Below are 14,603 nucleotides of genomic sequence, written 5' to 3'. Positions count from 1 at the left end.
ACAATTGTCAAAACTCTGCTCCCATCGGAGCGGGCGTCATCTCCCTGAAGAGAGATGACGCTTTCACGATTTTCAATGCGCAGGAACCAGGAAGTCCTGGCTAATCCGCCCGCCCAGCTCGTTCACGCGGTCGAGGAACTGCGTGAGATACGCGTGCAACCCCGTCGCAAGAATCTCGTCGACCCGCGCGTACTGCAGGTCGGCCAGCAGCTTGCCGGCGCGGCGCTGGGTTTCGGCGCTCTGCTCGTTCTGCACCTTCGCGAGGTTGTTGACCACCTCGACCAGACTCGCATGCAGCGAGCGCGGCATGTCGGCGCGAAGAATCAGCAGCTCGGCCACGCGCTCGGGCTTGATGACGTCGCGGTACACCTTGCGGTAGACCTCGAAGGCCGAGACGCTGCGAAGAATGGCGCTCCAGTGATAGAAGTCGTACTCTTGGTCTTCCTCGGTGGCGGCGCCGAAGAACTCGCTGTTGAGCGCGTGGAACTTCACGTCGACCAGTCGCGCGGTGTTGTCGGCGCGTTCTAGGAAGGTGCCCAGGCGCGAGAAGTAGAAGGCCTCGTCCTGCAGCATGGTGCCCAGCGTGACGCCGCGCGACAGGTGCGAGCGGAACTTCACCCACTCGAAGAACTGGCCCGGGTCGCGCTCGAAGTCGCCCGCGCGCAGCATGCGGTTCACTTCGAGCCAGGTGGTGTTCTGTGTTTCCCAGGCTTCGGTGGTGAGCGCGCCGCGCACGGCACGTGCGTTCTCGCGCGCGGCCTTGAGGCAGGACACGATGGACGAGGCATTGCTCTCGTCCTTGACCATGAACTCCATCACTTCCTTGGGCGCGATCTGGTCGTACTTCTGGTTGTACCAGGGCAGCAGCTCGCTGATGGAGAGCACGCCCTGCCAGCCGTACTTGGCGACTTCGGCGGATTGAGGCAGCAGCGAGGTCTGGTAGTTGACGTCGAGCATGCGCGCCGTGTTCTCGGCGCGCTCGGTGTAGCGGGACATCCAGTAGAGATGGTCGGCGGTACGTGACAGCATCTTCGTCGTGCTCCTACAGCGATTGGCTTTGCGACTGCGCGGGCGCCGCCTTGGGCTTGGGCGCGCGGTCGGCTTCGAGAATCCAGGTGTCCTTGGTCCCGCCGCCCTGCGACGAGTTGACCACCAGCGAGCCTTCTTTCAGCGCCACGCGCGTGAGGCCGCCGGGCACCATCTGCACCTCGCTGCCCGAGAGCACGAAGGGCCGCAAGTCGATGTGGCGCGGCGCGATGCCAGCGTCCACGAAGGTGGGCGAGGTCGACAGGCTCAGCGTGGGCTGGGCGATGTAGCCGTCGGGCTTGGCGATCACGGCCTTCTTGAAGTCCTCGATCTCGGCCTGCGTGGCGGCCGGGCCGATCAGCATGCCGTAGCCGCCGGCGCCGTGCACTTCCTTGACGACCAGGTCCTTCATGTTGTCGAGCGTGTATTGCAGCTCGTCCTTGTTGCGGCACATGTAGGTCGGCACGTTCTTCAGGATCGGCTTCTCGCCGAGATAGAACTCCACCATCTTCGGCACGTAGGGGTAGATCGACTTGTCGTCGGCCACGCCGGTGCCCACCGCATTGCAGATGACGACGTTGCCTTCGCGGTATGCGCGCATCAGGCCCGCGCAGCCCAGCGTGGACGTGGGGCGGAACACCTCGGGGTCGAGGAAGTCGTCGTCCACGCGGCGGTAGATGACGTCGACGCGCTTCGGCCCGCGCGTGGTACGCATGTAGACGAAGTTGTCCTTGACGAACAGGTCCTGCCCTTCGACCAGCTCCACGCCCATCTGCTGCGCGAGGAAGGCGTGCTCGAAATAGGCGCTGTTGTACATGCCGGGCGTGAGCACTACCACCGTGGGCTCGGCCGTGGCCGGCGGCGCGCTGGCGCGAAGCGTCTCCAGCAGCAGGTCGGGGTAATGCGCGACCGGCGCGATGCGGTTCTGGTTGAACAGCTCCGGGAAGAGCCGCATCATCATCTTGCGGTTCTCGAGCATGTAGCTCACGCCGCTGGGCACGCGCAGGTTGTCTTCGAGCACGTAGTACTCGCCGTTGCCCTCGGCATCGGGGGCGCGGACGATGTCGATGCCCGAGATGTTCGAGTAGACGTTGTGCGGCACGTTGACGCCCATCATCTCGGGGCGGAACTGCGCGTTGTTCAGGATCTGCTCGGCCGGGATGATGCCGGCCTTGATGATTTCCTGGTCGTGGTAGACGTCATGCAGGAAGCGGTTGAGCGCCGTGACGCGCTGCACCAGCCCCTTCTCCATGCTGTCCCACTCGTTGGCCGGAATGATCCGCGGCAGCAGGTCGAACGGGATGAGCCGCTCGGTGCCGGAACCGTCTTCGTCCTTCGCGCCGTACACGGCAAAGGTAATACCGACCCGGCGGAAAATCATTTCCGCCTCTTCACGCCGCGAACGCATCACCTCACCGGGTTGCTTCGCGAGCCATTGGTCGTAGCGCTTGTAATGCTGTCGGATCGCAGCCCCCGCATAGGGCAACTGCTCATACATCTCGTCGAATTTGTGCATGGAACGACCAATCTCCTTGAGCCGTAGCTTAGCAAGTTCGAGGCCAGTAGAACCCCTTATGCGGCGGCCGGAGACGGGGCGAAGCTCTTTTTTTTCGGGCTACCGCACCGGGGTTTCGGCCGGCGGCTGCTGCTTCTTGCGCGGCGAGAGGAATTCCTTGATGCGCTCCCCGCTCTCGTCGCCGTAGAGGCTGGCAACGGAAGATTCGCGCTCGGCATCGAGCTGTTCCCGCCGGCTGCGGCCCCGGGCCGAATGCACGAGCTGCTTGATGCGCGCCTGCACTTCGAACGGCCGGCGGGAAAGCTCCTGCGCCCATTCGAGCGCCGTGGCGCAGGCACTGCCGCGCGGCACCACCTTGTTGACCACGCCCCAGTCGTGCAGCCGCCTGGCGCTGCAGGGCTTGCCGTCGAGCAGCATCTCCAGGGCCGCCTGCGGCGGCAGCGAACGCACCAGCGAATCGGAGCCGCCGCCGTCGGGCGTGAGCCCCAGGTTGACGTAAGACATGGCGAACCTGGCGTCTTCCGCCGCCACGATGAGGTCGCAGGCCAGGCACAGCGAAAAACCGCCCGCCACGGCCGCCCCCTCGACCGCCGCGATGACGGGCTGGGGCGCTTCCTGGATCGCCATGATCCATTCGTTCAGCGCCTCCAGGTGGCCGTGCTGCTCGGCCTCGGGCAACTTGCGCTGCCGCGCCAGCCGCCGCAGGTCGCCGCCGCCGCTGAAGTGCTCGCCCTCCCCGCACAGCACGATGGCGCGCACCGTACGAAAGACCGAGGTGGCCCGCAGCGCCTTGGCCGCCGCGCGGTAGACCGCCGGGTTGACCGCGTTGCGCGCGGCCGGGTTGCTCAGGGTCAGCACCAGCACCGGACCCTCGCGGTGCGTCTTGAGCCGCGCGCCGGTCGTGGCCGTCGCGCTCGCGCTGGTGATGGTCGGGACGGCGGTGGTCATGGCGCGGGCCCGGAAAACCGGCCCCACCGGCAATTGCTGCGATCTTGCATTGCATTCCCTTTGCGTTGTTTCAGGACCGTATAACGCACGCGACCACCCGCCGGCGCTACCTTAGTTATGAGTACTTTACGTTTAATTTGACAATTAATTCACGATTTCAACGCGTTCAGGCACACGATGCCGCCAGTAGCGCGCATGGCGCTCGCGCTCGCAGGCGACATCGTCAGGCTGCGTGCTGCGCCAGTGGGCGGCACCGCAGCGGGGGCTGTCGACCAGCCGTACCCCGTGGGCCGCGTACCGCGCCGCCACCTCGGGCGCCGGGTGGCCGAAACGGTTGCGATAGCCTGCCTGGACCAGTGCAATGCGCGGCTGCACGGCGTCGAGGAAGGTTTCGCTCGACGAGGTCTTGCTGCCGTGATGAGGCACCAGCAGCACGTCGGCGCGCAACTCCGGCGCGCGCGCGACCAGCGCGGCCTCCTGCATGCGCTCGACATCGCCCACCAGCAGCGCGGCGGCACGGCCGTTGCCGATGCGCAGCACGCACGACACGGCATTGGGCTTGGCGGTGAAGGCCAGGTAGTCGTCCGCCGCGGGGTGCAGCACCTCGAAGTCCACGCCGTCCCATGTCCAGCGCTGCCCGGCCTCGCAGCGCCGCGCCGGACGCAGGGCCTGCAGCGGATGCGTGGCTTCGATCGAACTGCGCAAGTCCGCTTGCGGCTGCATCGCGAGCACGGCCTGCGCTCCGCCCGTGTGGTCGGTGTCGCGATGGCTCAGCACCAGCATGTCGAGGCGCTCGCCATAGGCGCGCAGCAGCGGCACGAGCACGCGGTGGCCGGCATCGCTTTCGAGGCTGTAGCGCGGACCGGTGTCGTACAGCAGGCTGTGCGTGGCGGTGCGAACCAGCACCGCGTTGCCCTGCCCGATGTCGGCGGCCAGCAATTCGAACTCTCCCGCCGCGGGACGCGGCGCCTGCCACAGCAACACCGGCAGCAGGAACGGCAGGCCGAGCACGCGCAGCGACCATGGCAGGCGCATCGCGAGCAATGCGCCGCCAGCCACGCCGCAAGCCGCCATCCACAGCGGCGGCGCGGCCATCGACAGCGTGGCGAGCGGCAAGCCGGCGCACCATTGCAGCAGCACCGAAAGCGCATGCACCGCCCACGCGGCCGCGTCCCACAGCGGCGCGATGGCCACGCCCAGCATCGCCAGCGGCGTGACGACCAGCGTGACCCACGGGATCGCGACCGCATTGGCCAGCAGCCCGACCAGCGACACCTGCTGGAACAGCAGCAGGCTCAGCGGCGCGAGCGCCAGCGTGATGACCCATTGCTCGCGAAAGAAACCCAGCAGCCGTGCCGAAGCCCGCGCGCGCGGCTCGCCGGGCACCGACGCATCGGTGGCGAACAGCACGCCCACCGCCACGAAGCTGAGCCAGAAGCCGGCCTGCATGAGCGCCCATGGGTCGAGCGCCACCACCACCGCCGCGGTCAGCAGCCACACATGCGGCCAGGGCCAGCGCCGCCCGGTGAGCCGCAGCGTGGCGACCGTCGCGAGCATCCACACCGTGCGCTGCGACGGCACGCCCCAGCCGCTGAAGAGCGCATAGAGCCCCGCCAGCAACACGCCGCCGACCAGCGCGGCCTGCTGCGCGGGCAGGCCCAGCATCAGGCGCGGGCAGCGCCGCCACAGCCAGCCAACGACATGGGCCGCCAGCCACGCGAACATCGTGACGTGGAGGCCCGAGATCGACATGAGATGCGCCACGCCGGTGGCACGGAACACATCCCAGCCCGCGCGGTCGATGGCCTGCTGGTCGCCCGTGACCAGCGCCGCGATCACGCCGGCCCGCGCGCGGTCGGGCACGCGCTCGAAGATCGCGTCGCGCACGGCTTCGCGCGCACGCTCGACCGGATGCCGCCAGGTGACGGCGATGCGCTTCGGCGCGGCATCTCTCGCACCGGTGCGCACATAGCCATTGGCCTGGATGCCCTGCTCCCAGGCCCACAGCTCGCCGTCGAAGCCGAAGGGATTGACGTTGCCGTGCGGCGCCTTGAGGCGCACGGCAAGCTGCCATCGCTCGCCGGCGTGCACGGAAGCGACCGGGCTCGCGGACGCGGCCTTGCCGGCGGATGAGCGCCCCCACAGCCCCGTGTTCTCCGCATACCAGCCGAGGGAGACATGGCCTGGAACCACCAATGGCTCGCCGACGGACGCATCGGCCCAGCGCGCGGACTCCACATCGAGCCGAAACCGCGTCCCGGCTTCGTTGCGTTGCGGCATCTCCGCGATCACGCCCGTGACCACAAGGTCGCGCCCTTCGAGCGCCGGTGCCAGCGCGCCGCCCGCGTAGACCACCGCGCGCCAGCCCGCCAGCCCCGCCCCGGCCATGGCTCCGCAAAGCAGTGCGAGCACCATGGCCGGCAGGCGCCGTTCGATGAAAAAAGGCCGGCGCCATCGCCCGAGACCCGCCACGGCCGCCAGCAGCAAGACGGCATAGACCCATGCGGGCCAGAGCGACGGCTGCTGCAATTGCAGGGCCGCGCCCAGCAGCGATCCGCCCAATGCGGCGAAGCCTCGCGACCCGCCCACGGCATTGCCCGACGCGTGAAATCGCGTCATGAAAGAACGTCCGTACACATGATGCAAACCCTCCCCGACTCACGCTCAGTGGCGCGTTAATTGCTAAGCATCTCGGCTAGTATGCGTCTCACCAGAGACATCTTTCCGATGCAATCTGCCAGTACTGCACACAAAAACGCATGTCTATCCACGCCGCTCTACACCACGTCACCCATTACAAATACGACCGCCTGGTGCAGTTGGGCCCTCAGGTCGTGCGCTTGCGTCCCGCGCCGCATTGCCGCAGCAACGTCATCTCGTATTCGCTGCGGGTCGAACCCGCGGAGCACTTCGTCAACTGGATGCAGGACCCGTTCGCCAACTACCAGGCGCGGCTCGTGTTTCCCGAGAAGACACGCGAGTTCAAGGTCACTGTCGACCTCGTGGTCGAAATGGCGGTCTACAACCCCTTCGACTTCTTCCTCGAGCCGCAGGCGGAGAACTTCCCCTTCAAGTACACGGCCTCGCAGGCCGAGGAGCTCGCGCCCTACCTCGTGGCCGACCCGGTCACGCCGCTGCTGGAGGCCTACCTCGACAAGGTCGAGCGCAAGGAACAGCGCACCATCGACTTCCTGGTCGGCATCAACCAGCAGGTGCAGAAAGACGTCAACTACCTGATCCGCATGGAGCCCGGCGTGCAGACGCCGGAAGAAACGCTGGCCAACGGCAGCGGCTCCTGCCGCGACTCGGGCTGGCTGCTGGTTCAACTGCTGCGCCACTGCGGACTGGCCGCGCGCTTCGTCTCGGGTTACCTGATCCAGCTCACCCCCGACGTGAAGGCGCTCGACGGCCCGAGCGGCACCACGGTCGACTTCACCGACCTGCACGCCTGGTGCGAGGTGTTCCTGCCGGGCGCGGGCTGGATCGGCCTCGACGCCACTTCGGGCCTCTTGGCCGGCGAAGGCCACATTCCGCTGGCCTGCACGCCCACGCCATCGAGCGCCGCGCCCATCGAGGGCGGCGTGGACGAATCCGAGGTCGAGTTCGGCCATGAGATGAAGGTCACGCGCATCTACGAATCGCCGCGCGTCACCAAGCCCTACACCGAAGAGCAATGGGCCGAGGTGCTGACCCTCGGCGACGCGGTCGATGCGCGCCTGAAGGCCGGCGACGTGCGCCTCACCATGGGCGGCGAGCCGACCTACGTGGCCACCAGCGACCGCGACGCGCCCGAGTGGAACACCGACGCCCTCGGCCCCACCAAGCGCGGCTACGCGACCGAGCTCGTGCACAAGCTGCGCGCCGAGTACGGCAAGGGCGGCTTCCTGCACTTCGGCCAGGGCAAGTGGTATCCGGGCGAGCAGCTGCCGCGCTGGGCGCTGTCGATCTTCTGGCGCGCCGACGGCCAGACGCTGTGGCACGACCCCGAGCTGTTCGCGGACGAACGCTTTCCCACCCACTACACCAGCGAAGACGCACGCCGGTTCACCACCGTGCTGGCGCACAAGCTCGGCCTGACCGAGCGCTACATCCAGCCCGGCTACGAAGACATCTACTACTACCTCTGGCGCGAACGCCGCCTGCCGGTGAATGTCGACCCCTTCGACTCGAAGCTCGACGACGAACTCGAACGCGTTCGCCTGCGCCGCGTGTTCACGCAGAAGCTCGACGCGGTGATCGGCTACATGCTGCCCATCGAGCCCGGCAATGCGAACAGCGACGCTCCCGCGCTGGCGGGCCCGGCCTGGAAGACCGGCCCCTGGTTCCTGCGCGACGACCGGCTCTACCTGATTCCCGGCGACTCGCCGATGGGCTACCGCCTGCCGCTCGACTCCCAGCCTTGGGCCAGCAAGGGCGACTACCCCTACCTGATCGAGCGCGACCCGACCGCGCCGCGCGGCGCACTGCCGAGCGCGGCCGATTACCGCGCGCGCTACACCGCGGGCGCAGCCGCCGCCGGTGCTGGTGCCGCCGCCGGTGCCGCCGGCCTCGGTGACGTGCCCTACACCTTCGGCACGCCGCCCGTGGTGCCCGCCTCGCTGCGCATGCAAAGCCCCGGCGATGCGGCAAGCGGCGATGCATCGGCAACCGACGACGCCACCGACAAGTCCACCACCCGCCAGCCGCTGCGCGGCGAATCCGCCCACTGGGTCACGCGCACCGCGCTGTGCGTCGAAGTGCGCGACCCGCGCCGCGCCAACGGCCCGGTGGCCGAGAAGAAGGGCAACGCCTCGGGCGTGCTCTACGTCTTCATGCCGCCGCTCGCGCGCCTGGAGGACTACCTCGACCTCGTCGCCGCCGTGGAAGCCACCGCGCGCGACCTGGGCGTGCGCATCGTGATGGAAGGCTATCCGCCGCCGCGCGACCCGCGCCTGAAGATGCTGGCCGTCACGCCCGACCCCGGCGTGATCGAAGTCAACATCCACCCGGCCCACAACTGGAAGGAACTGGTCGCCCACACCGAGTTCCTCTACAACGCCGCGTTCGAAACCCGCCTGTCGGCCGAGAAGTTCATGACCGACGGCCGCCACACCGGCACCGGCGGCGGCAACCACTTCGTGATGGGCGGCGCCACGCCCGCCGACAGCCCTTTCCTGCGCCGGCCCGAACTGCTGGCCAGCCTGCTGCTCTACTGGCACAACCATCCGTCGCTGAGCTACCTGTTCTCGGGCATGTTCATCGGCCCGACCAGCCAGGCGCCGCGCGTGGACGAGGCCCGCAACGACCAGGTCTACGAGCTCGAAATCGCGCTCAAGGAAATTGCCAAGAACCGCGAGATCTACGGCCAGAACATGCCCGCATGGCTGGTCGACCGCACGCTGCGCAACATCCTGATCGACGTGTCGGGCAACACGCACCGCAGCGAGTTCTGCATCGACAAGCTGTATTCGCCCGACTCGAGCACCGGCCGCCTCGGCCTGCTGGAGCTGCGCGCGTTCGAGATGCCGCCGCATGCGCGCATGAGCATTGCGCAGCAGCTGCTCATCCGCGCGCTGGTGGCCCGCTTCTGGGACGAGCCCTACAAGGCGCCCGTCACCCGCTGGGGCACCGAGCTGCACGACCGCTTCCTGCTGCCGACCTTCGTCAAGATGGACTTCGACGACGTCATCAGCGAGATGCGCCAGGCCGGCTTCGCCTTCGACCCCGACTGGTTCGCGCCGCACTTCGAGTTCCGCTTCCCGCTGGTGGGCCAGATGCAGGCCATGGGCGTGGAGCTGTCGCTGCGCAACGCGCTGGAGCCCTGGCACGTGATGGGCGAGGAAGGCTCGGCCGGCGGCACGGTGCGCTATGTCGATTCCTCGCTGGAGCGCATCGAGGTGCGCGTGACCGGGCTGAACGAAAGCCGCCACGTCGTCACCGTCAACGGCAAGGTGCTGCCGCTGCAGCCCACGGGCGTGACGGGCGAATTCGTGGCCGGCGTGCGCTACAAGGCCTGGAACCCGCCTTCGGCTCTGCACCCCAGCATCAAGGCCCACGCCCCGCTGACCTTCGACCTGGTCGACACCTGGATGAAGCGCTCGCTGGGCGGCTGCCAGTATTTCGTCGCCCACCCGGGCGGCCGCAACTACGACACCTTCCCCGTCAACGCCTACGAGGCCGAGAGCCGCCGCCACTCGCGCTTCACGCGCACCGGCCATACGCCCGGCCTCATGCGCACGCCGCCGGCCACCATCGAGCTGCCGGGCAGCCGCGAGTTCCCGTTCACGCTCGACCTGCGGCGCTGAAGGGGTGCCTACCACACCGCCGAAGCGGCCGGGCCGTGACGGCGGTGTGACAATCCCCCTCCTGTGGAACCCTTGAACGAATCCCTGTTCGGCGCCCAGGCACTGGAATTTCCAGCGGCCCTGGCGTCGGCGCTCGCCCCGGCCGCCCAGCCCGGACACTTCGACGAATTGCGCGGGCAGGCCACCCCGGTGACGGCCCCTCGGCCGGCGGGTGGCGCGGCCGCGCCCGCCGCGGCCCCGCTGCTTTACGACGCAGCCACGGAGCAGCGGCCGGCGCCTTCGCAGTCGCCTTCGCCTTCTCAGTCGCAATCTCAGTCCCAGACGCAGTCACAGTCACAGTCCCAGGAACCTTCCAGCGAGCAACCGCCGCTCACGCCCGCCTGGCACGACTTCTTCGAACAGCTCGGCCCCGGCGGCTTCAACGACCTGCCCCGGCGCGCCGTCAGCCTGGAGCGGCAGATCCGCGACAACGGCGTCACCTACAACGTCTACGCCGACGCCAACGGCCCGCAGCGCCCCTGGTCGCTCGACCTGTTCCCGCTGATCGTCTCGCCCGAGAGCTGGAGCCAGATCGAGGCCGGCGTGCTGCAGCGCGTGCGGGTCCTCGACCGGGTGATGGCCGACGTCTACGGCCCGCAGCAGCTGCTGGCCGAGGGGCTCATTCCCCCGGCGCTGGTGCGCGGCCACCCCGGCTACCTGCGCGCCCTGCACGGCGTGAAGCCGCCGGGCGACACCTGGCTGCACATCGCCGCCTTCGACCTCGCGCGAGGCCCCGACGGCAACTGGTGGGTGGTGTCGCAGCGCACCCAGGCGCCCTCGGGCCTGGGCTACCTGCTGGAAAACCGGCTGGCCATCACGCGGCAGTTTCCGCAGGCCTTCGAGGCGCTGCAGGTGCAGCGCCTGGCCGCCACCTACAGCGCCATGATGGAAGGCCTGCAGCGCATGTGCCCGGCCGGCGTGCCGCCGCACATCGCGCTGCTCACGCCCGGCCCGTACAACGAAACCTACTTCGAGCACGCCTACCTCGCGCGCTACCTGGGCATCACGCTGGTCGAGGGCAGCGACCTCACCGTGCGCGACCAGCGGCTCTACCTCAAGACGCTGCAGGGCCTGCGCCCGGTGCACGGCCTCATCAAGCGGCTGGACGACCAGTTCCTCGACCCGCTGGAGCTGCGGCCCGACTCCACGCTCGGCGTGCCCGGCCTGCTGCAGGCCATTCGCGCGGGCAACGTGCTGGTGGCCAACATGCCGGGCTCGGCCTTCCTCGAATCGCCGGCGCTGCTGGGTTTCCTGCCGGGGCTGGCGCGCCGCCTGATCGGCGAGAAGCTCAAGCTGCCCGCGCTGCCCACCTGGTGGTGCGGCGAGCGCGCCGCGCTCGAAGCCGTGCTGCCGCAACTGGCCGACTGCGCCATCAAGCCCACCTACCCCGGTTTCGAAGGCCGCGCCAGCTTCGACGCGGTGCTCGGCAGCCAGCTCGGCCGGCGCGAGCTCGACGAGTGGGCCGGCCGCATCGTGCGCGAGGGCGACGTCCACACGGTGCAGGGCTACCAGCCGCTGTCGCAGATGCCCACCTGGGCCAACGACCTGGGCCCGGGCCACATCGCGCCGCGCGCGGTGATGCTGCGCGTGTTCGCGGTGAGCGACGGCGCGCAGTCGTGGCGCGTGCTGCCCGGCGGCCTGGCCCGGCTCGCGGGGCCCGACGCGCAGATCGCCTCCATGCAGCGCGGCGGCAGCAGCGCCGACGTGTGGGTGCAGACGCTCGGCGAAGTCGACCGCACCACGCTGCTGCAGCCGCATGCCACGCCGGCATCGCTGGCACGGCACCGCGCGCCCGTCACCAGCCGCGCCGCCGAGAACATGTTCTGGCTCGGCCGCTACACCGAGCGCGCCGAGAACGCGGTGCGCATGGCGCGCCTCACGCTCAACCTGCTGGGCGGCGAAGACCAGTCGTCGCGCCCGCTGCTCGATTGGCTGCACCGCGTGGCGCTGCGCAATGCGCTGGTGCCGGCCGAGGCGCCCAGCGCGCCGAAGTCGCGCCGCGTGTTCGAGCGCGCGCTGATCGCCGAGCTGGGCGACGTCGACCGCGGCGGCAGCGTGGGCTTCAGCCTGCGGTGCATACGGCAGGCCGCGGCCGCCGTGCGCGAGCGGCTGTCGCAGGACAACTGGAACCAGATCGTTCGCGCCGAGACCGAATTCCTGCGCCGCGCCGCCGAGCAGGCCGGCGAAGGCAGCTTCGCCTCCAGCGCCGCGCTGCGCGCGCTCGAATCCGCCAGCACCGCGCTGGCCGCCATGACCGGCGCGCAGACCGACCGCATGACGCGCGACGACGCCTGGCGGCTGCTGTCGATCGGCCGCCACATCGAGCGCCTGGGCTTTTTGTCGAACGCGCTGCAGGCCGGCTTCGAGAACGGCGCGGTGCACGAGGTGAGCGGCTTCGAGGCGATGGTGGCCCTCTTCGACAGCACCATCACCTTCCATGCGCGCTACCAGCAGCGCCGCGACGTCGCCACCATGGTCGACCTGCTGGTGCTCGACGCCGAGAACCCACGCTCGCTCGCCTGGGTCACGCAGACGCTGCGCGGACGCATCGCGCGGCTGGCCGGCAGCGCGCCGGGCAAGCTCACCGCCCTGTCGTACGAGCTGCCCGACCCGGCCGGCTGGACGCTCGAACACCTCTGCGCCGCCGGCCCGGACGCCAACTACCCGGCCCTGGCCGAACTGCTGGCCAACTGCGAGTCGGCCGCGTACCACGTGTCCGACGCCATCGGCACGCGCTACTTCACCCTCACTTCGGAATCGCTGCGCTCGGTCGGCGCGTGAACTCGCTCTCCCCCATGCTTCGCGCACTTCGTGTCGCTTCGCACTCCCCCTCACCGGGGGCAACGCCCGCGGCCCGGCAAAGCCGGTTCCGCGGCGTTTCCCGACAGATCCAGGAGACATCCATGCCCAGCAACATCATCAACCGCCGCTTCGCACTCACCGCCGCCGCGCTGCTCACGGCCCTGGCCATTGCAGGCTGCGGCAAGCAGGAAGCAGCCACGCCCGCCGCCTCCGCCAGCGCGCCTCCATCGCCACCGCCGGCCGCCGCCCGCGTGCTCGTGGTCGGCACCGACGCCGCCTACACGCCCTTCGAATCGCAGAACGACAAGGGCGACATCGTGGGCTTCGACATCGACGTGGTGAAAGCGGTCGCGCAGAAGGCCGGGCTCGAAGTCAAGTTCGTCAACACGCCGTGGGAAGGCATCTTCAACTCGCTCGACCAGGGTGACCGCGACCTGCTGGTGTCGGCCATCACCATCACCGACGAGCGCCGCCAGACGATGGACTTCTCGCAGCCGTACTTCGACGCCAAGCAGCTGATCGCCGTCAAGAGCGATTCGCCCGTGGCCAGGTTCGAGGACATCAAGAACCTGAAGGTCGGCGTGCAGAACGGCACCACCGGCGACGAGGTGGTCGGCAAGCTGCTCGGCAAGTCGAGCACCGCCATCAAGCGCTTCGAGTCGACCCCGCTCGCGCTGAAGGAACTTGAAGCCGGCGGCGTGCAAGCCGTGGTGGCCGACAACGGCGTGGTCGTGCACTACCTCGCGAACAACGCGTCGGGCGGCTTCAAGACGGTGAGCGACGCCAGCTTCCCGGTCGAGAAGTACGGCATTGCCGTGAAGAAGGGCAACGCCGAGTTGCTCGCCAGGATCAACCAGGGCCTCGAGGCAATTCGCACCGACGGCACCTACGCCAGGATCTACGCCTCGCACTTCGGCACCGAGCCGAAGCAAGCGGGCAAGTAGCCAACGAGCCGGGGCCAACGCCATGCTGCTGCACGTCACGCACGAAACCCGCTACGAATACTCCCCGCCGGTCGAGACGGCACAGCACCTGGCCCACCTGAGGCCGCTGGCCACCGACTCGCAGCGCCTGGTGAGCCACAAGCTCTCCATCGAGCCGACGCCCGCGCAGCGCAACGAAACGCCCGACCTCTACGGCAACACCCGCGCCTTCTTCGCGCTCGAGGCAACGCACGACAAGCTGGTCGTCACCGCCGAGAGCGTGGTCGAGACCTCGGTGCCAGTGCTCTCGCCGGCCATCGCGCGCGAGCTGCCCTGGGAGGCGGTGCGCGAGCGCTTCCGCTTCCGCAAGGACGCCACCTTCGACGCCGCCTCGGAGTTCGTCTTTCCGTCGCCCTACGTGCCGCGTCACGACGACTTCACCGCCTATGCGCGCGCCAGCTTCGTGCCCGGTCGGCCCACCTTCGACGTGGCGATGGACCTCACCGTGCGCATGTACGAAGACTTCGACTACGACGCCGACAGCACCGAGATCAACACCCCCGCCGTCGAGGCCCTCGCGCAGCGCAAGGGCGTGTGCCAGGACTTCGCCCACATCATGATCGCGTGCTTCCGCACCATGGGCCTGCCGGCGCGCTACGTGAGCGGCTACCTGCTCACGCAGCCGCCGCCCGGCCAGCCCCGGCTGGTGGGCGCCGACGCTTCGCATGCGTGGGTGTCGGTGTACCTGCCCGGCAAGAGCGGGGACGGCGGCAACAGCCCCGGCGGCTGGGCCGACTTCGACCCCACCAACGGCCGCCAGCCCGGCGAGGACTACGTCACGCTGGCCATCGGCCGCGACTACTCCGACGTGTCGCCGATGCGCGGCGTACTCCATGGCGGCGCAAGGCACACGCTGCGCGTCGGCGTGACCGTGCAGCCGGTGGGGGAAGTGCTCGAGGCGGTACCGCAAACACAGACACAATCGCAATCCCAAGACAAGGAGTCTCCATGAGCGTTTACGACAAACTTTCCAGCCTCGGTATCACCCTGCCCCCGGTCGCCGCC

Annotated in this window: 8 protein-coding genes; 4 read left to right on the top strand and 4 right to left on the bottom strand. The window is 68.9% G+C overall.

Going from position 1 to position 14,603, the window contains the following annotated elements; genetic code table 11:
- Positions 1-72 precede the first annotated feature (72 nt).
- The 4 genes from AC1RVW_RS26800 to AC1RVW_RS26785 all read right to left on the bottom strand — a co-directional run bounded on the left by AC1RVW_RS26800 (position 73) and on the right by AC1RVW_RS26785 (position 6,109).
- A complete protein-coding gene (locus tag AC1RVW_RS26800) occupies positions 73-1,029 on the bottom strand; it encodes an alpha-E domain-containing protein (RefSeq protein ID WP_081267164.1) in 957 nt (318 codons plus the stop codon).
- A 13-nt stretch (positions 1,030-1,042) separates the two neighbouring features.
- Positions 1,043-2,542, bottom strand: a complete 1,500-nt coding sequence (locus AC1RVW_RS26795; protein ID WP_081267165.1) for a circularly permuted type 2 ATP-grasp protein — start codon at positions 2,540-2,542, stop codon at positions 1,043-1,045.
- Positions 2,543-2,641: 99 nt separating this feature from the next.
- Positions 2,642-3,490, bottom strand: a complete 849-nt coding sequence (locus AC1RVW_RS26790; protein ID WP_493203629.1) for an oxepin-CoA hydrolase, alternative type — start codon at positions 3,488-3,490, stop codon at positions 2,642-2,644.
- Positions 3,491-3,634: 144 nt separating this feature from the next.
- A complete protein-coding gene (locus AC1RVW_RS26785) occupies positions 3,635-6,109 on the bottom strand; it encodes a DNA internalization-related competence protein ComEC/Rec2 (RefSeq protein ID WP_493203628.1) in 2,475 nt (824 codons plus the stop codon).
- Between the two features lie 140 nt (positions 6,110-6,249).
- Here AC1RVW_RS26785 and AC1RVW_RS26780 point away from each other — a divergent pair, with 140 nt between their 5' ends.
- From AC1RVW_RS26780 to AC1RVW_RS26765, 4 genes are all read left to right on the top strand, one after another.
- Complete coding sequence (locus tag AC1RVW_RS26780; RefSeq protein ID WP_493203627.1) at positions 6,250-9,774, top strand: transglutaminase family protein; 3,525 nt, start codon at positions 6,250-6,252, stop codon at positions 9,772-9,774.
- Positions 9,775-9,837: 63 nt separating this feature from the next.
- Complete coding sequence (locus AC1RVW_RS26775) at positions 9,838-12,594, top strand: circularly permuted type 2 ATP-grasp protein (protein ID WP_493203626.1); 2,757 nt, start codon at positions 9,838-9,840, stop codon at positions 12,592-12,594.
- Between the two features lie 122 nt (positions 12,595-12,716).
- Entirely contained in the window at positions 12,717-13,559 is an 843-nt protein-coding gene (locus AC1RVW_RS26770; RefSeq protein WP_493203625.1) for a basic amino acid ABC transporter substrate-binding protein, read from the top strand.
- Between the two features lie 22 nt (positions 13,560-13,581).
- Positions 13,582-14,550: a transglutaminase family protein gene (locus tag AC1RVW_RS26765; RefSeq protein WP_493203624.1), complete on the top strand. Its 969-nt coding sequence runs from the start codon at positions 13,582-13,584 to the stop codon at positions 14,548-14,550.
- Positions 14,551-14,603: the final 53 nt, after the last annotated feature.

This window comes from Variovorax sp. MPBD4-3 (assembly GCF_058809745.1).
This window is presented reverse-complemented; position numbering and strand designations above follow the sequence as displayed.